This is a genomic window from Alteraurantiacibacter aestuarii (genome assembly GCF_039523595.1).
GTDB classification, from domain to species: Bacteria; Pseudomonadota; Alphaproteobacteria; order Sphingomonadales; family Sphingomonadaceae; genus Alteraurantiacibacter; species Alteraurantiacibacter aestuarii.
In genome coordinates this window covers 350,008-372,341 of record NZ_BAAAFP010000002.1, presented here as the reverse complement: position 1 = coordinate 372,341, position 22,334 = coordinate 350,008, and the positions used below count along the sequence as shown (strand labels likewise).

Genomic DNA, 22,334 nt, shown 5'->3' with positions numbered 1-22,334 from the left:
ATGCGAATGTCAAGATGCTAGCCACAGTGTCATGGAAGATAACGAACACCGCCATTGCCTGCGCATTGGTGACGCCGCTCCGGATTTTACCGCACGCAGCACCGCTGGTCCGGTCAGCCTGTCTGACTTTCGCGGAAAATGGGTGCTGCTGTTCTCCCACCCGGCCGATTTCACGCCCGTGTGCACCAGCGAATTCGTCGCCCTCTCGCAGGCGTCCGACCGGTTCGCGGCGATGGATTGCGCGCTGCTGGCACTGTCGGTGGACAGTCTTTATTCGCACTTCGCCTGGGTCCGCGCGATCTATGACCGGTTCGGAGTGGAAGTGCGCTTTCCGATCATTGAAGATCCCACGCTGGTTGTCGGCAAGGCCTATGGAATGGTCTCACCCGATGCGCATGACAGCTCCACCGTGCGGACCAATTTCTTCATCGATCCCGAGGGGACAATCCGCGCACTTGCCTGCTATCCGCTCAATGTCGGGCGATCGGTTGAGGAGATGCTGCGCACACTCGCCGCCCTCAGGGCCGCAGACGAAACCGGCAAATTGGCACCGCAAGGCTGGAAGCCGGGTGACGCCCTGCTCGATCAGCCGGACGCCAATCTGGACACGCTGTTCAGCAAGGACAATCCAACGGACTGGTTCCTCGCCCGAGGCAATGACTCATGAGTGAGGCCCCGATCGAGGCCTTCAAGGCATTGGGCCATCCGGTACGCTACCGCATCCTGGCCGCACTTGCCGGCGGTGAGCGCAATGTCGGTGAGATCGAGGAGGCGAGCGGAATTGGCCAGCCCGCCTTGTCACAACAGCTGGCGGTTCTGCGCAAGGCAGACCTGGTCACCACAAGGCGCGAGGCCAAGCAGGTCTATTATGCGCTGGAACTGGAGCAGCTGGCACAGGTCCAGCAGGCAATCGCAATACTTGCGCCGCAAGACGGCGGAGCGCCTGCAAATCCCGCATCGCCGCACAAGCGCCGCTCCGGCGCCGCCGTGTTCGCCCGCTTGGGCCGATAACCAGCAAGCCTCGGATTCCGGCCCGCAGCCAGCTGCGCAGTTCCCGAACCGTCGGGGCAATTTCAAGAACCCGAACCCAAACGCAAAAAAGCCGCCCCATCGGGACGGCTTGCTGTTGTATTTGTATCTATTGGTGGTTGCGGGGGTTGGATTTGAACCAACGACCTTCAGGTTATGAGCCTGACGAGCTACCGGACTGCTCCACCCCGCGGCACCAAACTGGCCTGTCGGAACCGAATGGGTCCGGAGGCCTGAAAACGCCTCAAAATCGCAAAGGATAGAGACGCCAAAAGGGCCGTCCTTGAAGGACAGCCCTTTGACTTGTGAATGGGTTACCTTGCTGCCCACCGGCTACAATGCCTGGCGGCGTCCTACTCTTCCAGTGCTTGAGCACTAGTACCATCGGCGCTGTCTGGTTTCACGGCCGAGTTCGAGATGGGATCGGGTGGGTCACAGACGCTATGACCACCAAGCAATGAAGCCGGTGTGCGGGCAAGGTTTTAAATCGATGCTGTTGTTTCATTATGGGCGATCATCCGGCTTGGACAAATCCTCCGTTCAATGAGGCAAACCTTTGCAGGCCTGTCATTGATGGTGGGACTCACAAGCGCGAACAGAACTATTAGGACTGGTTAGCTACATGCATTACTGCACTTCCACACCCAGCCTATCAACGTGATGGTCTATCACGGTTCGATGATTGCTTATCTTGAGGGAGGCTTCCCGCTTAGATGCTTTCAGCGGTTATCCCTTCCGTACATAGCTACCCTGCGGCACTGCTGGCGCAATGACAGGTACACCAGAGGTACGTTCACCCCGGTCCTCTCGTACTAGGGGCAACTCCTCTCAACAATCGACGCCCACGGCAGATAGGGACCAAACTGTCTCGCGACGTTCTGAACCCAGCTCACGTACCACTTTAATTGGCGAACAGCCAAACCCTTGGGACCTGCTCCAGCCCCAGGATGTGATGAGCCGACATCGAGGTGCCAAACACTGCCGTCGATATGAGCTCTTGGGCAGTATCAGCCTGTTATCCCCGGCGTACCTTTTATCCGTTGAGCGATGGCCCTTCCACGAGGGACCACCGGATCACTATGACCGACTTTCGTCTCTGCTCGACTCGTCAGTCTCGCAGTCAGGCAGGCTTATGCCATTGCACTCTCGCAGCCGGTTTCCAACCGGCCTGAGCCTACCATCGCGCGCCTCCGTTACTCTTTAGGAGGCGACCGCCCCAGTCAAACTACCCGCCACAGAGGGTCCTACTACCGGATAACGGTAGTTAGTTAGACATCAGAAAACAGCAGGGTGGTATTTCACCTATGGCTCCACTCGGACTGGCGCCCAAGTTTCAAAGCCTCCCACCTATGCTACACAACTCTTTCCTAATGCCACTCTGAAGCTGCAGTAAAGGTGCACGGGGTCTTTCCGTCTAACCGCGGGTATCCCGCATCTTCACGGGAACTTCAATTTCGCTGAGCATATCCTGGAGACAGTGGGGAAGTCGTTACGCCATTCGTGCAGGTCGGAACTTACCCGACAAGGAATTTCGCTACCTTAGGACCGTTATAGTTACGGCCGCCGTTTACTGGGGCTTCAATTCGGAGCTTGCACTCCTCCTCTTAACCTTCCAGCACCGGGCAGGCGTCAGACCCTATACGTCGTCTTGAAGCCGACTTAGCAGAGTCCTGTGTTTTTGATAAACAGTCGCTACCCCCTGGCCTGTGCCCCCAACAATTGCTTGCGCAAAGGTTGGGCCTCCTTCTTCCGAAGGTACGGAGGCAATTTGCCGAGTTCCTTCAGGATACTTCACTCAAGCGCCTTGGTATACTCTACCTGACCACCTGTGTCGGTTTCGGGTACGGTCTATATGAAGAGGCTATTTCCTGGAACAGCTTGGCAGCCCGATCAATCCAATAAGATCGAACTACTTCCACCATCCGTCACACATCTTCAGGCCCACGAATATTAACGTGGTTCCCATCGACTACCCCCTTCGGGCTCGTCTTAGGGGCCGGCTCACCCTGCGCCGATTAGCGTTGCGCAGGAACCCTTGGTCTTTCGGCGAGAGGGCATCTCACCCTCTTTATCGCTACTCATGTCAGCATTCGCACTTCCGATATCTCCACCGTCGGTTACCCTTCGGCTTCATCAACTTACGGAACGCTCCGCTACCGCTCATAGTAAACTATGAACCCTAAGCTTCGGTGCATCACTTTAGCCCCGTTACATCTTCGCCGCAGGATCTCTTATTTAGACCAGTGAGCTGTTACGCTTTCTTTAAAGGATGGCTGCTTCTAAGCCAACCTCCTGGTTGTTTTGGAAATCCCACATGCTTTCCCACTTAGTGATGACTTGGGGACCTTAGCTGTAGGTTAGGGCTGTTTCCCTTTTGACGACGGACCTTAGCACCCGCCGTCTGTCTGCCGAACAAGACTCATCGGTATTCGGAGTTTGGTTAGGTTTGGTAGATCTCGCGACCCCCTAGCCCATCCAGTGCTCTACCCCCGATGGCATACATTCGACGCTCTACCTCAATAGATTTCGCGGAGAACCAGCTATTTCCCGGCTTGATTGGCCTTTCACCCCTAAACACAACTCATCCGAGCATTTTTCAACATACAACGGTTCGGTCCTCCAGTGCATGTTACTGCACCTTCAACCTGGTCATGCCTAGATCGCCGGGTTTCGGGTCTAATCCAACATACTATGTTCGCCCTATTCAGACTCGCTTTCGCTGCGCCTACACCTAACGGCTTAAGCTTGCATGTTAGATTAAGTCACTGACCCATTATGCAAGAGGTACGCTGTCACCCCCCAAAGGGGCTCCAACTGATTGTAAGCATTCGGTTTCAGGTACTTTTTCACTCCCCTAATCGGGGTGCTTTTCACCTTTCCCTCACGGTACTTGTTCACTATCGGTCATGTACGAGTATTTAGGCTTGGAGGGTGGTCCCCCCATGTTCAGACAGAATTTCACGTGTTCCGCCCTACTCGAGTCCTTCATCATCACTTTTGCATACGGGGCTGTCACCCGCTATGGCCACTCTTCCCAAAGTGTTCTGCTAGTTGAAATGAAGGCACTGGCCTGGTCCGCGTTCGCTCGCCACTACTAACGGAATCTCGGTTGATGTCTTTTCCTCCGGGTACTGAGATGTTTCAGTTCCCCGGGTTTGCTTCACCAAAGTTATTTTATTCACTAAGGTAATACCTTATCCACCTCGCCCGGATCCCTCGAAAGAGACCAGGAAGAAATGGTGAAGGTGGGTTTCCCCATTCGGAAATCGCCGGATCAAAGATTGCTCACATCTCCCCGACGCTTATCGCAGCGTGCCACGTCCTTCATCGCCTGTACATGCCAAGGCATCCACCAAATGCTCTTACCTCGCGCTTGAGAATCCACACCATCAACGACAAGCCTGCATAACGCTTGATCGCCTTGCAATGATGCGGAGGATTATCTCAGCCAGATAATCAATTTAAAATTGAATTTGTGATGATATCGCCTGACAAAGCTCAGCCCCGAAGGTCTGACCCTGTACGACGATACCGCCACGGCATCGATTTAAAAACCCATTCACAATGTCAAAGACGTACGGCCAATGCCGTACTACCGGGCCCTGGATTTGCATCCGGACCGGATTTCGTTTCTTCATCTCTGGATCTGTTTGGCTGGTGGAGCCTATCGGGATCGAACCGATGACCCCCTGCTTGCAAAGCAGGTGCTCTCCCAGCTGAGCTAAGGCCCCAATTGCAACCAAACGGATAGTGGTGGGCCTGGGTGGATTCGAACCACCGACCTCACCCTTATCAGGGGTGCGCTCTAACCAACTGAGCTACAGGCCCGCTGCCTTCGCTAGCCGCCAAATCCATAAAGGTTTGGGCGTGCCGCGGGCGGCGTTAGCCAGCTCAGGCATAAACACCACACGCCAAGGCGCCTGGTGTTTTTTCCAGAGATGAAGGGACATGAGGACGACGGCATGTTCTTTGGAAGAGGAGGAAGCACTTCCGGCAACAAGTGCCGGCGCTTTCCGCCAATATCCTTAGAAAGGAGGTGATCCAGCCGCAGGTTCCCCTACGGCTACCTTGTTACGACTTCACCCCAGTCGCTGATCCCACCGTGGTTGGCTGCCTCCTGTAAACAGGTTAGCGCACCACCTTCGGGTGAAACCAACTCCCATGGCGTGACGGGCGGTGTGTACAAGGCCTGGGAACGTATTCACCGCGGCATGCTGATCCGCGATTACTAGCGATTCCGCCTTCATGCTCTCGAGTTGCAGAGAACAATCCGAACTGAGACGGTTTTTGGAGATTAGCTAACCCTTGCGGGATCGCTGCTCACTGTCACCGCCATTGTAGCACGTGTGTAGCCCAGCGTGTAAGGGCCATGAGGACTTGACGTCATCCCCACCTTCCTCCGGCTTATCACCGGCGGTTTCCTTAGAGTTCCCAACTAAATGATGGCAACTAAGGACGAGGGTTGCGCTCGTTGCGGGACTTAACCCAACATCTCACGACACGAGCTGACGACAGCCATGCAGCACCTGTCACTTGTCCAGCCGAACTGAAGGAAATCATCTCTGAAATCCGCGACAAGGATGTCAAACGCTGGTAAGGTTCTGCGCGTTGCTTCGAATTAAACCACATGCTCCACCGCTTGTGCAGGCCCCCGTCAATTCCTTTGAGTTTTAATCTTGCGACCGTACTCCCCAGGCGGATAACTTAATGCGTTAGCTGCGCCACCCAAGCTCTATGAGCCCGGACAGCTAGTTATCATCGTTTACGGCGTGGACTACCAGGGTATCTAATCCTGTTTGCTCCCCACGCTTTCGAACCTCAGCGTCAATACCTGTCCAGCGAGTCGCCTTCGCCACTGGTGTTCTTCCGAATATCTACGAATTTCACCTCTACACTCGGAATTCCACTCGCCTCTCCAGGATTCTAGCCTAGCAGTTTCAAAGGCAGTTCCGGGGTTGAGCCCCGGGATTTCACCCCTGACTTACTTGGCCGCCTACGTTCGCTTTACGCCCAGTATTTCCGAACAACGCTAGCTCCCTCCGTATTACCGCGGCTGCTGGCACGGAGTTAGCCGGAGCTTATTCTCCAGGTACTGTCATTATCATCCCTGGTAAAAGAGCTTTACAACCCTAAGGCCTTCATCACTCACGCGGCATTGCTGGATCAGGCTTTCGCCCATTGTCCAATATTCCCCACTGCTGCCTCCCGTAGGAGTCTGGGCCGTGTCTCAGTCCCAGTGTGGCTGATCATCCTCTAAGACCAGCTATGGATCGTCGCCTTGGTGAGCCTTTACCCCACCAACTAGCTAATCCAACGCGGGCCCATCTAAAGGCGATAAATCTTTGGTCCGAAGACATTATTCGGTATTAGCAGTCATTTCTAACTGTTATTCCGAACCTAAAGGCAGGTTCCCACGCGTTACGCACCCGTGCGCCACTCACCCCGAAGGGTTCGTTCGACTTGCATGTGTTAGGCATGCCGCCAGCGTTCGTTCTGAGCCAGGATCAAACTCTCAAGTTTGTGTCACATACAAAACCGGCACGATCTGACGATCGCTAACCAGTCAAGCATGAGCTTCAAGGAGCCGATACCTGCACTATCTAACGTAATGGATACGAAGGACATGCATCATCACAACGCAGACGTGGTGTCCGCGAAGGATGTGGCAATCGGCTTAAGTTAACCGGTACCCGGAGCCTTGAGACCCCCGGACCGGGCGCCGTCGCCCACATGTCCCTTCATCTAAAATACGACAATGTCAAAGAGCCACTCAACAGAAAGAAGCGGACAGTTAGCGTTCCCCGATTTAATCTACCGGGGGACTTGCTGTCCGATCTATGTTGGCGACCAGTGCGAGGAGAAGGTTGAAACCGTCGTCTCCGCTCCGGTGAGAGGGCATATATGGGGGCCTTTGAGTCGGGTCAACGCCTTTCTGCAATTTTATTTCAAAAACGTCGTAATTGGCGGAAATCCGCGGTTTTCCGTGGGTCCAGCTGGGCATGGCACCCGGTTTACCCCCTTGATCGCCCCGTCTGGTGGCAGTCTGGCGGTAGTCTGTTACCGTCTGCTCCCCTCATCTGCCGGTCCAAATGCGATTCCACACCCTGGATCACGGCCATTGGCGGCAAAGCCTGGGTGGATTCGTGCCTGCGGGTGTTCGAATCGTGCTGATCGGCGTTCTTTTGATTCGGCGTGCCCGCAGCTGTGACAGCCAAGGCGTGTCGCACCAGTTGGCGGCAATGCCCGAAAAGAGGCCGTCACTTGCTCTATATGCAGGGTGGATAATGACCGCTGATCCGGGCCTCATCTGACGGCCTCTATATACGCCTCTATATAGGGGCCTGATCTGGGGCCTGATCTGGGGGCGTTCAAAATGCCCTGATCCGCGCGCTGTCATGCGGCGGATATTGCGGCTCTGCCCGCCGCCCTTCCCCCGTCCCTTTGAAAGCTTCGTTAACCAAAAACGGGCAAAGAAGGCACCGAGCGAAACGAGTTTGCGCACGTGCCCGGGATTTGGGCGCGCCGCGCAACATGCCTGGGCCCAACGATGACTGTGACCGAAGACCTGCCTGACACACCTCCCGCGCTGAGCGTGGCGATGAGCGTATATAATGGCGAGCGATTCCTGGCCGAGGCGATCGAGAGCATACTGGCGCAGAGCTTTACCGACTTCGAATTCCTGATCCTGGACGACGGATCGAGCGACGGCACCGCCGATATCATCCGCCGCTATGCCGGTCAGGACCAGCGCATCCGCCCGATCATCCGGGAGAACCGCGGCCTGATCGTCAGCCTCAACCAGTTGCTGGCCCTGGCACGCGCACCAATCGTGGCTCGCATGGATGCGGACGACAACAGCCGGCCCAGTCGATTCGAGACGCAGCTGCGCTTCCTGGCGGAGAACCCCGATCACGGGGTGGTCGGTAGCTGGAGCCAGGATATGGACGAGAACGGATCGCTGTTCCTGTCCAAGGGCCGCGAGCATCCTGTCACGCATGAGCAGTTCGAGCACAACATGGCGCATGGCGGGCCGTTGTTCTGCCACCCGGCGGTGATGTACCGGCGCGATCTGGTGCTGGCGCAGGGCGGTTATCATGCCGCCTTCCGCCATTGCGAGGATCTGGACCTGTGGCTGCGGCTGGCCTCCGTCACCAGGCTGGCCAATATTCCCGAGCGGCTGATCCAGTACCGCCATTATGCCGGACAGGTATCGAAGCGCCACGCGACCGAGCAGCAGATCGGCGCTGCGGTTGCCTATGAAGCCTATCACCAGCGCGCGGCGGGCAAGGATGATCCCACCGCCAGTCTGGACCAGCTGCCCCCCATCGATCAGCTGGATGCGCTGTTCGGCGAGCAGGGCATCGGTCAGCGCGTGCGGGAGAAAGTGGCGCGCGGCATATTGCATTCGCCCGTGGGCCTGCGCGATCAGGGTTTCGACATCATGCTCAGCCATATCCGCGAGGGTGGATCGCATGAAGGCATGTGGCGCACTGTGCTGCGTCTGGTGCGGCTGGGCGAGCCGCTGCGCGCGCTGCGCCTGACCACCGTGCTGGCAACGAACTGAGGCACGGCGTGGCCGAAGCGACCTCCCACCCCCCCGACGGCGATGATCCCGCCGCAAGGGAGCCTGCCACCAGAAGCGTGCGCAGCGCAGCGGTGTGGGCGATGGGCAGCCAGTACACCGGCTTCGTCATCCAGTTCATCACCTCCGTCATCATCTCGCGCTTTTTCCTCGCGCCCGATGAGGTAGGCCTGTTCTCCATCGCCCTGGCCGCCGCGATGATGGTGGCGGTGCTGCAGGACTTTGGCCTCACCCGATATATTACCGGTCTGGCCCGGCTGGATCATGAAGAAACGGCCCGCTGCTCCAGCGTGGCGGTGGTCTTTTCATGGACCGTGGGCCTGGCCATTGCCGCGGCATCGCCGGCAGTGGCATCCTTCTATGGCCATGCGGACCTGCTGCCGATCCTGCTGATCATCGCGCTCAGCTATGGCTTTTCCGCATTCTCGATCATGCCGGTCGCTCTGCTGTCGCGCGAAATGGCCTTTGGCCGTCTGTTCGTGGTCAATGTGTCGAGCGCCTTTGTGCAGGGCGGCGTGGCGATTGGCATGGCGATGGCGGGCTTTTCCGCCCTGTCGCTGGCCTGGGCGATGGTGGCATCGGCTGCCATCCGCGCCATTGCCGGGCAGGCCCTGCGCCCGGCCCTGCCCTTTCCACCGCGCTTTGACGGGCTGGCCGAGGTCCTGCGCTTCGGTTCGCAATCGAGCTATCTGTTCATCATCGGCGCGGTCGGCTCCCGCTCTGCCGACCTGATCGTCGGCAAGTTCCTCAGCCTTGCGGCCACCGGCATCTATACCAGATCGACCGGGCTTGCCTCGCAGCTGCGCACTCTGGTTTCTGGCGGTATAGGCAGCGTGGTCTATCCATCCTTTGCCCGCATCCAGCGGCGCGGAGGATCGCTGGCCGAACCCTATCTCAAGGTCGTCGCCTGTTTCACCGCCAGCACATGGCCGGTGATGGCAGGCCTTGCGATTGGCGCGGAGCCACTGGTGGAATCGCTGTTCGGCCCGCGCTGGATCGCCGTTGCCCCCATCCTGCAACTGATCGCCATCAGCGAGATGCTGTTCGAAGCGCTGCCGATGCAGATGGAAATCCCCATCCTGCATGGCGAGATGAAGAAGCTGACGCGGCGCAACATCCTCGATACCATCGTATCGGTGACGCTGCTGATCGCGGGCGCGATGGTCTCGGTGGAGATGGCCGCCGTCTCGCGCATTGCCTATGCGGCGATCTGGATCTTCATCTATGTGTTCTTCATCTGCGGGTTGATCGACCTTTCGCCGCTGCGGCTGGTGCGGATCTATGCCAAGGGGCTGGTCGCCACCGTTGCCGCCATCGTCCCGCTCAGCATCGCTGCCCTTGTCATGCCCGATTTTCGCTATTGCGGGATTGCCACGCTGGGCAGCTTTGCGCTGATGGGCGCGCCGCTCTGGCTCGCCGCCCTGTGGCTGCTGCGCCATCCGCTGTGGGATGAGATTGTCAGCATCGGGTCCGGCTTCGCCCTGCGGCTGCGCGCGCGGCAGGCCTGAGCAGCGCGATGCGTTTCGTCTTTGCCATCCTCGCCCATGCCAACGCCGACCAGCTGGCCCGGCTGATCGACACCTTGCTGGCGCCCGACAGCGACGATCTGGTGGTGCTGCATCTGGACAGGAGATCGGACCTGTGGCGCCATCAGCGTGATCGCTTTGCCGCCCATCCATCGGGGCGGCTGCGGCTGGTGATGCACCCGACGAAAGTCCTGTGGGCGCATCGCAGTCTGGTCGAGGCGCAGCAGCTGCTTGTGCGCGAGGCATTGCGCGCGGACTTCGACTATTTCCATTTGCTGAGCGGGGCGGACTGGCCGGTCTGTTCGCGCAGCCGGATGGTGGAGGACATCGCCAGCTTTGCCAACCGGAAGCCCGTTTTCGCTGACTTGTGGGGCGAGCTGCAGGAAAAGCGGATGGATGACTGGTGGTTTGATGAGCGCGGCCTATCCGTGCCTGGATGTAACCGGCTGACTGAAAACATCCAGCGCGCGCAGACCAGGCTGAGCTGGTCCTTCAGCAAGATCATGCGTGGTGCAGGCATTCATCGCCGACGCTATGCCGGTTCCCGCTGGCTGAAGGGCAGCGGCTGGTTCTCTGTCCCGCGCGACGCCGCCATCCGGATGGAGCGCGAGGTGACCCGCCTGCAAAAGTCCGGACGGCTGGTGTTTACCCAGTGCCCCGATGAGCATGTATGCCAGACAGTCCTTGGCCGCCTGTTCGCCGACCGGATCGAACCGGCGCGGCGCTTTATCGACTGGAGCGGCGGCGGATATCACCCCAAGCTGCTCAAGACGGAAGACACCAGCGCCATCACCGCTTCCAATGCGTGGTTCGCGCGCAAGGTGGATGCGGGCACCGATCCCTTTTTCTACCAGCTCGGTCGCTTCTGATCGCCGCGGCTGGCGCGCGGAGAATCTGCGCGCCCACCGCATCAGCCACCACGGACCAAGGGTCCGGTTTCTGTGTCACAACTGCGCATGCTATATAACCTGCCGAGACGCGGCGGTATTTCCCGCTGCGCAGGAGAATTGCCATGCAATGGCTCAAGAATGCTGCCGCCATATCGCTGATGGGATGGCTGGTTGCCGTCCCCGCAAAGGCACAGGAAGCAGAGGCGGACCTGGCCCCCGTAACGCAGGAACAGACACAGGTCCTGCCGCTGCTGGATGAGCGTTATCGCCGCATGACCGTGCCCGTCACCATCAATGGGCAAGGCCCGTTCCAGTTCATGATCGACACCGGCGCGCAGGCCACCGTCCTGTCGCACGCGCTGGCCGATCACTTGCAACTGACCGGGCGACAGGCGACGACACTGGTGGGCATGGCCAGCACGCGCGAGATCCAGACCACGCAAATTCCCGAACTGGGGTTTGGCACCAGCAGCCGCTTCGATGCGCTGGCCGCGCTGGTGGAAGCGGACAATATTGGCGGCGCGGATGGCATACTCGGGCTGGATTCTCTGCAGGACCAGCGCATCCTGCTCGATTTCGAGAACCGCCTGATCGAGATTGCCGACCTAGAGACCGCCATCGACCGCAATGACTATGACATCGTGGTGAAGGCCCGCCGCGTGGGTGACCAGATGATTATCGCCCGCGCGCGGCTGGACGGTGTGCGCACCGCGGTGATCGTCGATACCGGCGCGCAGGGCTCGATCGCCAATGACGCGCTCTCCCGCCGCCTGCGCCGATCGCGCCACAGCGGCGAGGCTGAAATGACCGACATCAACGGCGTGCAGCAGACCAGCCTGCTGCGCGTCGTGCGCTCGCTCGACCTTGGCCGCGCCCAGCTTTCCAATTTCCTGGTGACCTTTGTCGAATCGCCCACTTTCGCCATGCTCGGCCTGGCGGATGAGCCGGCGCTGATCCTGGGGATGAACGAATTGCGGGTTTTCGAACGGGTGGCGATCGATTTCCCCAGCCGCCGGGTGATGTTCGACCTGCCCGATGGATCGCGCCTGCCCACCCTGCCCACCTTCGGGCGTCTGGGCGAGCTGTAGAGAAAACATATTGCCGCAAGGCCCGCCAGACCCCACTTCATGACCATGGCGGACAAGCAGACAGACAAGACCGGTGAACTGAGCGAGCAGGCCGGATGGCCAACCGTGCGCCGGTTCCTGCCCTATCTGTGGCCGCGTGACCGCCCGGACTTGCGCTGGCGCATTGCCGTGGCCGCGCTGCTGGTGCTGGCCGCCAAGGTGGTCGTGCTCACACTGCCGCTGGCCTATGCCCGCGCGGTGGATACCATGTCCGCCGGGCAGGATTCCGCCGTGGACCAGGCCGTGTGGGTGGCGATGGCGCTGGTGATTGCCTATGCCGCCGGACGCTTTGCCACCACCGCCTTCGACCAGACGCGCAACATGGTGTTCAACCGCGTGGGGCAGGATGCCGTGCGCAGCCTGTCCGAAGATGTGTTCGAGCGATTGCACCGCCTGTCGCTGCGCTTCCACCTCTCCCGCCGCACGGGGGAAATCACCCGGGTGATAGAACGCGGCACGAAATCGATCAGCAACATGATCTATTTCCTGCTGTTCAACATCATGCCCACCGCCATCGAACTGGTGGTGGTGGCGGTGATTTTCTACACGCTGTTCGGCTGGGAAATCGTGGCCGCCACGGCCTTTGCCATCGTCGCCTTCATCTGGATTACCCAGGCGATTACCGAATGGCGCACCAAGCTGCGCGCCAGGATGAACTCGCTCGACGGGCAGGCGATGGCGCGCGCGGTGGATTCGCTGCTGAATTACGAGACGGTCAAATATTTCGGGGCGGAGCGGCGCGAGAAGGAACGCTATGCCACCACCGCCGCCGATTATGCCGAAGCCGCCATCAAGACCGACAATTCGCTGGCCCTGCTCAACATCGTGCAGGCGGCAATCCTGCAGCTGATGATGGGCGGCGCGATGGCGTGGACCGTGTGGGGCTGGAGCCAGGGGCGGCTGTCAGTGGGCGATCTGGTGCTGGTGAACACCTATATGATGCAGCTGTTCCGTCCGCTGGACATGCTCGGCTGGGTCTATCGCACGATCCGCCAGGGCCTGATCGACATGGCGGAGATGTTCCGCCTGATGGATACGGCGATGGAAGTGACCGATGTGCCCGGTGCGCCCGCGCTGCTGATCCACCGGCCCATGCTGACCTTCGACAATGTCGAATTCGGCTATGAGCGTGACCGGCAGATCCTCCACGGGCTCAGCTTCGAGGTTCCCGCCGGCGGCCACGTGGCACTGGTAGGTCCATCGGGCGCGGGCAAATCCACCATCGGGCGGCTGCTGTTCCGCTTCTACGATCCGTGGCAGGGCCGGATATTGATCGACGGGCAGGATATCGCCCAGGTGCAGCAGGAAAGCCTGCGCGCGCATATCGGCATCGTCCCGCAGGACAGCGTGCTGTTCAACGACACCATCGGCTATAACATCGGCTATGGCCGCGAAGGTGCGGGCGATGCGGAAATCATCCAGGCGGCGCGCGATGCGGCGATCTGGCCCTTCATAAAGAGCCTGCCGCAGCAGCTGGAAACCGAAGTGGGGGAGCGCGGGCTGAAGCTTTCAGGCGGCGAGAAGCAGCGCGTGGCGATTGCCCGAACCTTGCTCAAGAACCCGCCGATCCTGTTGCTGGACGAGGCGACCAGCGCGCTCGACACCCGCACGGAGCAGGATATCCTCGGCACGCTGAAGCGCGTGTCCGAAGGGCGCACCACCATTTCCATCGCGCACAGGCTTTCCACCATTGCCGACAGCGATTTGATCTACGTCATTCAGGACGGGCGCATTTGCGAGCAGGGTACGCATGGTCGGTTGCTGCGCCACGATGGGCTTTACGCCGAGATGTGGACGAGGCAATTGAATGAAGAGGCGGAACTGCCCGAAGCCGCCGAGTAGAAGGATCAAGATCATGCGCTTGCTTGTCGCGGTTGTTCCCCTTGCCCTGGCTGCCTGTGCCACGGCCTATGCCCAGGCCCCTGAATATTCGCAGGCCCCTGAATATTCGCAGGCCCCCGAATATGCGCAAGCCGAGGCGGAGGCCGAACCCTATTATGTCCGCCATGCCATGCAGACAGTGGTCAACCCGGCGATCGTGGCGATCTGGGATGTCGGCAATAATGCCATGAATGAAGATGGCGGGCTGGACCCGGAACTGATGGGCGACGAACAATGGTCCGCGCTGGCGACGGCGGCAGGCACCCTGGCCGCAGAGGGTGAGCGCATGGCCGCGGCGAAAGGCCCGATCCGCGCCGCCTCTCCCGGCAATATGACGACCGAGGAATTCGAGATTTCGATGGAGGACGTGCAGGGTTTCCTGGATGATGATCCGCAGGGTTTCCGCACCATGGGCGGCGAATTCGCCCAGTTGGCGCGGATGCTGGAAAGTGCCGCCGTCACGCGGGATATCGATACAGCCAGCGATCTGGTGGCGGGCATGGATGTTTCCTGCTCGGTCTGCCACGCGCAATTCTGGTATGCCGAGGCGCAGTAACGCCCCGGTGATTTGAGCCGCCTACCGCAAATCGGCGCTCGACAGGTCAAGCTCGGCCGCCGGGATCACTTCCACGCCGGGCCGGATCGCGCGCAGATCATCGATGAAGGCGGCGGCATTGCCGACGATCACGACAGAGATATTGTCCGGATCGAAATATTCCTGCGCCGCCGCCGATGCCGCCTGCGGCGTCACCGCGCCAAGCCGCGCGGCATATTGCGCCGCCTCATCAGGATCGATGCCCAGCGCCAGCAAATTGCTGACGATGCCGGAAAAGCCGGCGGAGGTTTCCATGCGGCGGGCGTGGCTGCCGGTCAGGTAAAGGCGGCGGCGGTCGATCAGGTCCTGCTCCAGCGGCTGTGTCCCGATGCGGGCGAATTCGTCCAGCATCACCTGCACCACCTCATCCACCGTCTCATTGGCAGTCTGTGAGGAGGCGGTCAGCAAAGGCTCGTCCGCCAGCGACCCAAGCGAGGACGACGCGCCATAGGACAGTGAGCGCCTGGTGCGGATTTCCTCGAACAGGCGCCCGCTCGACCCGCCGCCCAGCACCGCATTGGCCAGCGCCAGCGGATAATATGATGGCTCGCCTTGCGCCGGACCGCGCCCGGCCAGCACCACTGCCGCCTGGCCTGCCTCTGGCATGTCGATCACCACGGTGCGCACGGGCACGGAGGGACCGGCAGGATCATCGACAGCCGCAGGCGGGGGTGCCTCTGCCTGCCAGTCCCCGAACAGGTGCTGTGTCAGGGCAAAGGCCTCCGTCGGCGCAATACCGCCGCTGACCACCACTTGCGATGCCGCCGGGTGCCAGTATTGCGTGCGGTGCGCGGCCAGGTCTTCGCGGGTGAGCGCGGCCAGACTGGCCGGAATGCCGCTGGTCACATTGCCATAGGGCGCATCGCCATAGATCAGCGGACGCACCGCCATGCCCGCCAGCGATCCCGGATCGCTGAGCGCAATGCGCAGGCCATCCATCGTGCGCGCAAGCTCACGCTCCAGCTCGTCCTGCGGGAAGGATGCGTTGCGGATGATGTCGGCGAAGATCTCTCCTGCTGCGGGCAGGTTGGCGGTCGGCGCGGTCAGGGTGAAGACCGTGCCATCGCTGCGGGCAGAGGCGCCAAAGTCCGCCCCCAGGCTCTCCAGCGCCGCAGCGATTTCCTCCGCGCTGCGCGTGGCGGTGCCTCGGCTGGCCAGTCCGGCGGCGAAGTCGGCAAGGCCAGCCTTGGCGCGCGGATCACTCTTGCTGCCACCGGGGACCAGCACGGTCATGGTGGCCAGAGGCACATCGCCCGTCTGCGCGGCGATCACTTCCATGCCATTGGCCAGATCATGGCGGACGAATTGCGGCACGCTGACCACCGGCACCGGGCCGGGAGCGGGAGGGGCCTGTCGCTCGCCTTCGGGCAGCACCGCCAGCGGCTGGCCCACCGCAGGCGGAAGAATGCGGAACGCTGGCATGGGCACGGGATTGGCATAGGTGGCGGGATTGTCCTCCCCGCTCTGATACGTCAGGTCCACCCGGGCTTCGGGCGCAAGCCACACCCGCGCCGCGCGCTGAACATCCTGCGGTGTCACCGCGGCAATCGCCCGCAGCCGCAGGTCCGCCGCGCGCGGATCGCCGGTGGAAACCAGCGCCTCGCCCAGTTCAAAAGCGCGCCCGCTGGCGGTTTCGCGTGCGCGCAGGGAATCCGAAATCAGCTCATTCTTCGCCTCGGCCAGTTCGGCATCGCTCACCAGCCCGGTGCGGAAGCTCTCGGCCTCGGCAGCCATTATGCCCGCCACTTCGTCCATATCGGCGGCGGGATTGAGCACGGCGTAATATCCCAGCATGCCGCCTTCCTCGTTGAAATCGAGCAGCCGTTCGGCCTGCACCGCCTTGCCGGTGCGGATCAGCGAAGCATTGAAGCGGCTGTTCTGACCGCGCCCCATGATGGCGCTGAGCACTTCGAGCGCGGCGGAATCGGGATGCGCCCGTTCCGGCCCCTGCCAGACGGTGCCGATCAAAGGCAGCGGCACGCCCGGAGCATAGGCGGCAGCGGTGCGCGGCTGGGTGCGGCGCTCCGCGCGCGCGGTGATGGTCACGTCCAGCGGATTGGCGCGCGGCGGGATATCGGCGAAATACCGGTCCACAAGGCTGCGCAGACTGGCCATGTCGAAATTGCCGGCCACGATCAGCGTGGCGGTATCCGGCCCGTAATAGGCCTGATGAAAGGCGCGCGCATCGTCCAGCGTGGCCAGATCAAGGTCTGCCAGTGAACCAATCGTCGAACGGCGCTGGGGCAGCACGTCATAGGCGATTTCGGGCAGCACCTGGCGCGACAGCCGGCCATAGGGCGGCGCCAGCATGCGGGTGCGCAGCTCCTCCTTCACCACGTCGCGTTCGCTTTCGAACACTTGTTCGTCGATCACCGGAAAGGCCATCCGCTCCCGGTGGGTCCACAGCATGGTTTCCAGATATTGCGCCGGCACCTGCTCGTAATAATTGGTCCGGTCATCGCCGGTAGAGGCATTGCGCGTGCCGCCCACATCGGCGGTGAGGCCATAGATCATGTTGTATGGCATGTTCAGCGTCTTGCGGCTGAGGATATGTTCGAACAGATGGGCAAAGCCCGAGCGCCTGTCCGGATCGAGCTTGGACCCCACTTCATACCACAGCGAGGTGGTGACGGTGGCGGTGCTGTCATCCTGGATGGCAATCACCCGCAGGCCATTGTCCAGCGTCCATTGGGTGAATTCGATCTCCGGCGCGGTCAGCGGGGCGTTCTCACCAGCTGTTGCGAGGGTCTGGGCCTGTGTCGGCAATGCCAGAGTGGTGACGCCAATTGCAGCACATATTACGGCACAGATTGCGGTCCTGATTGCGGTACTGGAGGGCAGCAGCCTCGATGTCATGCGGCAAGTCCCCGGAGTTGAATTGATGGCCCGTTCTACTGCCACGGTGGGCCACCGGAAGTCGAATTCCATCGACGACAGGGTCACACATATCGATTGACGCCTTGGCCGGAAGGCCCATTGCTGTTGCGATAAATTCATGCCCCTGCCCTTGATTATGCTGCAATGGCGAAGGATAGGGCCTGCAATAGTATTCCCGCGCGCCGCCGAGTTACCGGGCCGCGCGCCAATCCACGGACTTGAACATGATCGACATGGCCGCGCTCAAGCGCGACTGGCTGGCAAATCCGCGCAATGACATTCTTGCCGGAATCGTGGTCGCCCTCGCGCTCATCCCCGAAGCCATCGGCTTCTCCATCATCGCCGGGGTAGACCCGCGCGTGGGGCTGTATGCCTCCATCACCATCGCCATGGTGATCGCCTTTACCGGTGGCCGCCCCGGCATGATCAGCGCGGCAACCGCCGCCGTGGCCGTGGTGGTGGTGCCGCTGGTGCGCGATCACGGCGTGGAATATCTGTTCGCCGCCACGATCCTGATGGGCATTTTCCAGGCCATTGCCGCCGTGCTGCGGCTGGACCTGCTGATGCAGTTCGTCTCGCGCTCGGTCATCACCGGCTTCGTCAACGCGCTGGCGATACTGATCTTCGTGGCGCAGCTGCCGCAGCTGACCGGCTTTGACTGGAACACCAGCATGCCGTGGATCACCTACGCCATGGTCATAGGCGGGCTGGCGATCATCTACCTGCTGCCGCGCCTGACCACTGCCGTGCCTTCGCCGCTGGTGGCGATCATCGTGCTGGGCGCGCTGTCCATCGGCCTGGACCTGGATGTGCACACGGTGGGCGACATGGGCAAACTGCCCGAAGGCCTGCCCTATTTCATCCTCCCCGATGTGCCGCTGAACTGGGAAACACTGCGCATCATCGCACCCTATGCGCTGACGATGGCGGCGGTGGGCCTGCTGGAATCGCTGCTGACCGCGCAGATCGTGGACGACATGACGCATACGGACAGCAACAAGAAGCGTGAGTGCGCGGGGCAAGGCGTGGCCAATGTGGTTGCCGCCTTCTTTGGCGGCATGGGCGGCTGCGCGATGATCGGCCAGTCGGTGATCAACGTGACATCGGGAGGCCGCGGGCGGCTTTCCACCTTTACTGCGGGCCTGACCTTGCTGGTGCTGCTGGCGGCGCTGGGTCCGATTGTGGGCCGCATCCCCATGGCATCGCTGGTGGCGGTGATGATCATGGTGTCGATCGGCACGTTCAGCTGGAACTCCATCCCCAATCTGCGCCACCATCCGTGGCCGTCCTCGGTCGTCATGCTGACCACGGTGGCGGTGGTTGTCGCCACGCATAACCTGGCCATCGGCGTGCTGGTGGGCGTGCTGCTGTCGGGCATATTCTTCACCGGCAAGGTGCGGCAGATGTTCTCCGTCGTGCGCACGCGTGAGGCTGACCAGGCGGTCTATACCGTCACCGGACAGATCTTCTTCGCCAGTGTCGACCTGTTCGAACGCCGGCTTGGCCCCGAAGGCGAGCAGCCCGATCCGTCAGACCATGTGATGATCGATGTGTCGGGCGCGCATTTCTGGGATATCTCGGCCACCGCCGCGCTGGACAAGGTGGTGGAGCGCATGCGCCGCCACGGCCGCAGCGTGCAGGTGCGCGGGCTCAACACCGCCAGCGCCGATCTGGTCGACAAGTTCGCCCTGACCGACAAGACCGGCGTGGAAATCGGGCTGGCTCCGCACCCATAAACGGCCATTTCGCAATCCACTCCCGGCATGTTAACCATGCGTCGGGATGATGGATATTCTCGCCTGGATTGAGCAGACGCGCATCAGCACTTTTGTGCGCGAGGACTTCTACGCCTATTTCGTCCTGCTGATCGTGCATGCCTGGGGCATGGCGTTCCTCGTCGGCGGCGGCTTTGCCGTATCGCTGCGGGTGATCGGCGTGGGCAAGCAGATCCAGCTGAGCAAGATCCGCAGGCTGTTCCCGCTGATGAAGCTGGGCGCGGTGCTGGCGATCATTTCCGGCCTGGGGCTGCTGGCGGGATATCCGGCCAAGGCGCTGACCAATCCGGTATTCGCGCTGAAATTCGCCTGCCTGATCGCCGCCGCCTTGCTGGTGCGGCACATCGCCCGGATCAGCTTTCGCAAGACGATGGAGCCGGTTCTGCTGGTCAAGCTGCAGGCTGCGCTGGCGATGGCGCTGTGGCTGGCCGCCGTGGCGAGCGGCAAGCTGCTGCTCTATACCAACACCATGCTGCTGACGAGCGACCTGACATGGTAGAGGCGCCCATCCCGCAAGACACCGTCCTTGACCCGGTGGCCATCGTCAACTGGTCCATCGACAGCGGGCTGTTCGATATCGCCTATTCCGCCTGGGGCTGGCCGATTGCAGAGATCGTCCACTTCACCGGCCTGTGCCTGCTGATGGGATCGGTGGGCATTTATGACCTGCGGATGATGGGCGCGTTCAAGGGCATATCGCTGGCGGGCCTGCACCGCTTGGTTCCCTTTGGCGTGCTGGGTTTTGTGCTGTGCGCGGCCTCGGGCGCGATCTTCGTTTCCAGTTCGCCCGACCAGTATCTGTATAATCCGGCATGGCAGATCAAGATGGCGCTGATCGCCATTGCCGGGATCAACATGGCAGGCTTCTACCTCACCACTGCGGGCGCGGTGCGCTCGCTCACCCCGTATCAGGACGCCCCGCGCCGGGCGCGCATCTTCGCCATTGTCAGCTTCGGCTGCTGGATGGGCGTGATCGCCGCAGGCCGCGTGATAACCGCCTTCCGCCCTCCGGCGTGGTTCTGGTGCGGATGGTGTTCGTAAGCCGCAATCCTGCGACAATTTTCTGGTGGCGACTCACCGTGGCGAGGCGTAATTTTCGTTCATGAAACATATCGCTATCGCCGCCGCCACCGCCCTGATCAGCCTCACCGCACTGTCAGCCTGCTCCTCCCCCGCGCCGGAGGAAAGCCAGGAGGCGGCTGCACCGGTGACCATGCATGAGGTGATGCTGAACCAGATCGACGCCAATGCCGATGCCCTGTGGGATGTCTCCAACATGGCGATCGGCACTGAAGGCGGACTGGACGGTTCGCTGATGGATGATGCGCAGTGGACCCAGCTGGCCGATCTGGCATCAGGAGTGGAGGCTGGCGCGCGCACGCTGGCGCAGATGGACCCCATCGTGGTGGCCGCACCGGGCGTGGCCATCAGCGATCAGGACATTCCCTACGGTCACAGCGCGCAGCAGGTGCAGGGCTTCGTGGATGCCAATCCGGACCAGTTCCGCGCCCTTGCCAGCGCGCTGGAACTGCATGTCGGCCAGATTGCCCAGGCCGCGCGCAGCCGCGATGCCGCAACTGCCGGCCCGCTGATCGATCAGCTCGATTCAGTGTGCGAGGATTGCCACCTGCAATACTGGTATCCCGAACAGCGCGAACTGGTCGAAAAATTCCGCAATGAGGGCAGCGACACAGCGGGTGAATAGGCCCGGCCCCAACCGCCCGCCCCAGCCTACAGGATATACTTGCTGAGGTCGGTATTGCCGGCCAGTTCTGACAGCTTGTCGCGCACATAGGCGCCGTCGATGGTGACGCTTTCGCCCTTGCGGTCCTCGGCTTCGAAGCTGAGTTCCTCGAACAGTTTTTCCATCATCGTCTGCAGGCGGCGGGCGCCGATATTCTCAACTCCTTCGTTGACCTGCGCGGCCAGCCGGGCGACTTCGGTCACCGCGTCCTGCGTCATCTCGACGGTCAGTTCCTCGGTGCCCAGCAGCGCCTTGTACTGGCTCACCAGATTGGCCTTGGTCTCGCTCAATATGCGGACGAAATCCTCTTCGGTCAGGCTGCGCAATTCCACCCGGATGGGCAGGCGGCCCTGCAATTCGGGCAGCATGTCGGACGGCTTGGCCACGTGGAACGCGCCGCTGGCGATGAACAGCACGTGGTCGGTTTTCATCGGGCCGTACTTGGTGGCTACGGTGGTGCCTTCGATCAGCGGCAGCAGATCGCGCTGAACGCCCTCACGCGAAACCGATCCGCCGCGCACATCGCTGACGGCGATCTTGTCGATCTCGTCCAGAAACACGATGCCATTGGTCTCCGCATTGGCCAGAGCCACGCGGGCAACGTCGTCCTGATCCATGCGCTTTTCGGCTTCTTCATCCACCAGCCGGTCCCACGCATCGGGCACCTTCAATTTCTGCTTCTTCTTGGGCGGGCCGCCAAAGGCCTTGCCCATCATTTCCGACAGGTTGATCATCGTCGCCCCGCCCATGCCTGGGCCCATACCGGGGAAGTCCATCTGCATGCCCGACTGTTCGGCAACCTCGATCTCGACCTCGGTATCGTTCATGGCATTTTCGACGATGCGCTGGCGGAAGCTCTCGCGCGTCGCCTCGCTGGCGCTGTCACCGACAAGGGCAGCCAGCAGCCGGTCCATCGCCGCCTTGCTGGCGGCTTCGCGCACGGCCTCGCGGCGGCGGTCCTTTTCCAGCCGGATGGCCTCTTCCACCAGATCGCGGGCGATCTGCTCCACATCGCGGCCGACATAGCCGACCTCGGTGAACTTGGTGGCTTCGACCTTCACGAAGGGCGCCTCGGCCAGCCGGGCCAGACGGCGGCTGATCTCTGTCTTGCCGCAGCCGGTGGGGCCGATCATCAGGATGTTCTTGGGGGTTACCTCGTCGCGCAATTCGGGCGACAGGCGCTGGCGCCGCCAGCGGTTGCGCAGCGCCACGGCCACGGCGCGCTTGGCGTCCTTCTGGCCGATGATGTGCTCATCCAGCGCGGCCACGATGGCCTTGGGAGTAAGGTGGTCAGTCATGGGTTTTCCG

The 22,334-nt window shown here is 61.2% G+C and carries 14 protein-coding genes, 3 tRNA genes and 3 rRNA genes; 12 read left to right on the top strand and 8 right to left on the bottom strand.

The window, feature by feature from the left end:
- Positions 1-31: 31 nt before the first annotated feature.
- Together ABDZ98_RS05435 and ABDZ98_RS05430 are read left to right on the top strand one after the other, a co-directional pair.
- A complete protein-coding gene (locus ABDZ98_RS05435) occupies positions 32-667 on the top strand; it encodes a peroxiredoxin (protein ID WP_160589395.1) in 636 nt (211 codons plus the stop codon).
- Positions 664-1,011, top strand: coding sequence for an ArsR/SmtB family transcription factor (locus ABDZ98_RS05430; protein WP_160589394.1), 348 nt, complete (start codon positions 664-666; stop codon positions 1,009-1,011). Before ABDZ98_RS05435 ends, ABDZ98_RS05430 begins: the two co-directional genes overlap by 4 nt.
- A gap of 134 nt (positions 1,012-1,145) precedes the next feature.
- Here the strand turns inward: ABDZ98_RS05430 and ABDZ98_RS05425 are convergent.
- The 6 genes from ABDZ98_RS05425 to ABDZ98_RS05400 form a co-directional block, all read right to left on the bottom strand.
- Positions 1,146-1,222, bottom strand: a tRNA-Met gene (locus ABDZ98_RS05425).
- 147 nt (positions 1,223-1,369) lie between these two features.
- A 5S ribosomal RNA gene (gene rrf, locus ABDZ98_RS05420) occupies positions 1,370-1,484 on the bottom strand.
- Between the two features lie 129 nt (positions 1,485-1,613).
- Positions 1,614-4,405, bottom strand: a 23S ribosomal RNA gene (locus ABDZ98_RS05415).
- 279 nt (positions 4,406-4,684) lie between these two features.
- Positions 4,685-4,760: transfer RNA gene (locus tag ABDZ98_RS05410), tRNA-Ala, on the bottom strand.
- A gap of 20 nt (positions 4,761-4,780) precedes the next feature.
- Positions 4,781-4,857, bottom strand: a tRNA-Ile gene (locus ABDZ98_RS05405).
- A 201-nt stretch (positions 4,858-5,058) separates the two neighbouring features.
- Positions 5,059-6,549, bottom strand: a 16S ribosomal RNA gene (locus tag ABDZ98_RS05400).
- Together the 16S, 23S and 5S rRNA genes with 3 tRNA genes alongside form the textbook arrangement of a ribosomal RNA operon.
- Before the next feature lie 1,027 nt (positions 6,550-7,576).
- On the opposite strand from ABDZ98_RS05400, the gene ABDZ98_RS05395 reads away from it, so the two are divergent.
- The 6 genes from ABDZ98_RS05395 to ABDZ98_RS05370 all read left to right on the top strand — a co-directional run bounded on the left by ABDZ98_RS05395 (position 7,577) and on the right by ABDZ98_RS05370 (position 14,591).
- On the top strand, positions 7,577-8,593 hold the full coding sequence (locus ABDZ98_RS05395) for a glycosyltransferase (RefSeq protein ID WP_202385892.1): 1,017 nt from the start codon (positions 7,577-7,579) through the stop codon (positions 8,591-8,593).
- 8 nt (positions 8,594-8,601) lie between these two features.
- Positions 8,602-10,119 carry an oligosaccharide flippase family protein gene (locus ABDZ98_RS05390; RefSeq protein ID WP_160589393.1) on the top strand — a complete coding sequence of 506 codons (1,518 nt, stop codon included), beginning with the start codon at positions 8,602-8,604 and terminating at the stop codon, positions 10,117-10,119.
- 8 nt (positions 10,120-10,127) lie between these two features.
- On the top strand, positions 10,128-11,006 hold the full coding sequence (locus tag ABDZ98_RS05385; RefSeq protein WP_160589392.1) for a beta-1,6-N-acetylglucosaminyltransferase: 879 nt from the start codon (positions 10,128-10,130) through the stop codon (positions 11,004-11,006).
- 143 nt (positions 11,007-11,149) lie between these two features.
- Entirely contained in the window at positions 11,150-12,115 is a 966-nt protein-coding gene (locus tag ABDZ98_RS05380) for a retroviral-like aspartic protease family protein (RefSeq protein ID WP_160589391.1), read from the top strand.
- A gap of 45 nt (positions 12,116-12,160) precedes the next feature.
- Positions 12,161-13,996: an ABC transporter transmembrane domain-containing protein gene (locus ABDZ98_RS05375; RefSeq protein ID WP_160589573.1), complete on the top strand. Its 1,836-nt coding sequence runs from the start codon at positions 12,161-12,163 to the stop codon at positions 13,994-13,996.
- A gap of 13 nt (positions 13,997-14,009) precedes the next feature.
- On the top strand, positions 14,010-14,591 hold the full coding sequence (locus ABDZ98_RS05370) for a hypothetical protein (protein ID WP_160589390.1): 582 nt from the start codon (positions 14,010-14,012) through the stop codon (positions 14,589-14,591).
- 21 nt (positions 14,592-14,612) lie between these two features.
- Here ABDZ98_RS05370 and ABDZ98_RS05365 read toward each other — a convergent pair whose 3' ends face one another.
- Complete coding sequence (locus ABDZ98_RS05365) at positions 14,613-17,396, bottom strand: M16 family metallopeptidase (RefSeq protein ID WP_237437311.1); 2,784 nt, start codon at positions 17,394-17,396, stop codon at positions 14,613-14,615.
- Positions 17,397-17,731: 335 nt separating this feature from the next.
- Between ABDZ98_RS05365 and ABDZ98_RS05360 the strand changes: the two genes are divergently transcribed.
- The 4 genes from ABDZ98_RS05360 to ABDZ98_RS05345 all read left to right on the top strand — a co-directional run bounded on the left by ABDZ98_RS05360 (position 17,732) and on the right by ABDZ98_RS05345 (position 20,987).
- Entirely contained in the window at positions 17,732-19,243 is a 1,512-nt protein-coding gene (locus ABDZ98_RS05360) for a SulP family inorganic anion transporter (protein ID WP_160589388.1), read from the top strand.
- 46 nt (positions 19,244-19,289) lie between these two features.
- Entirely contained in the window at positions 19,290-19,781 is a 492-nt protein-coding gene (locus ABDZ98_RS05355; RefSeq protein WP_160589387.1) for a hypothetical protein, read from the top strand.
- Entirely contained in the window at positions 19,775-20,323 is a 549-nt protein-coding gene (locus ABDZ98_RS05350) for a hypothetical protein (protein WP_160589386.1), read from the top strand. Before ABDZ98_RS05355 ends, ABDZ98_RS05350 begins: the two co-directional genes overlap by 7 nt.
- Positions 20,324-20,384: 61 nt before the next feature.
- Positions 20,385-20,987, top strand: a complete 603-nt coding sequence (locus tag ABDZ98_RS05345; protein WP_160589385.1) for a cytochrome c — start codon at positions 20,385-20,387, stop codon at positions 20,985-20,987.
- A gap of 26 nt (positions 20,988-21,013) precedes the next feature.
- Here ABDZ98_RS05345 and hslU read toward each other — a convergent pair whose 3' ends face one another.
- Positions 21,014-22,324, bottom strand: a complete 1,311-nt coding sequence (hslU, locus tag ABDZ98_RS05340) for an ATP-dependent protease ATPase subunit HslU (RefSeq protein ID WP_160589384.1) — start codon at positions 22,322-22,324, stop codon at positions 21,014-21,016.
- Between the last annotated feature and the right edge of the window lie 10 nt (positions 22,325-22,334).

Coding starts and splice junctions, on each gene's coding strand:
- ABDZ98_RS05360 (WP_160589388.1), top strand. CDS start 17,732: ATGATCGACATGGCCGCGCTCAAGCGCGACTGGCTGGCAAATCCGCGC.
- ABDZ98_RS05430 (WP_160589394.1), top strand. CDS start 664: ATGAGTGAGGCCCCGATCGAGGCCTTCAAGGCATTGGGCCATCCGGTA.
- ABDZ98_RS05385 (WP_160589392.1), top strand. CDS start 10,128: ATGCGTTTCGTCTTTGCCATCCTCGCCCATGCCAACGCCGACCAGCTG.
- ABDZ98_RS05395 (WP_202385892.1), top strand. CDS start 7,577: ATGACTGTGACCGAAGACCTGCCTGACACACCTCCCGCGCTGAGCGTG.
- ABDZ98_RS05380 (WP_160589391.1), top strand. CDS start 11,150: ATGCAATGGCTCAAGAATGCTGCCGCCATATCGCTGATGGGATGGCTG.
- ABDZ98_RS05345 (WP_160589385.1), top strand. CDS start 20,385: ATGAAACATATCGCTATCGCCGCCGCCACCGCCCTGATCAGCCTCACC.
- ABDZ98_RS05435 (WP_160589395.1), top strand. CDS start 32: ATGGAAGATAACGAACACCGCCATTGCCTGCGCATTGGTGACGCCGCT.
- ABDZ98_RS05355 (WP_160589387.1), top strand. CDS start 19,290: ATGATGGATATTCTCGCCTGGATTGAGCAGACGCGCATCAGCACTTTT.
- ABDZ98_RS05350 (WP_160589386.1), top strand. CDS start 19,775: ATGGTAGAGGCGCCCATCCCGCAAGACACCGTCCTTGACCCGGTGGCC.
- ABDZ98_RS05370 (WP_160589390.1), top strand. CDS start 14,010: ATGCGCTTGCTTGTCGCGGTTGTTCCCCTTGCCCTGGCTGCCTGTGCC.
- hslU (WP_160589384.1), bottom strand. CDS start 22,324: ATGACTGACCACCTTACTCCCAAGGCCATCGTGGCCGCGCTGGATGAG.
- ABDZ98_RS05375 (WP_160589573.1), top strand. CDS start 12,161: ATGGCGGACAAGCAGACAGACAAGACCGGTGAACTGAGCGAGCAGGCC.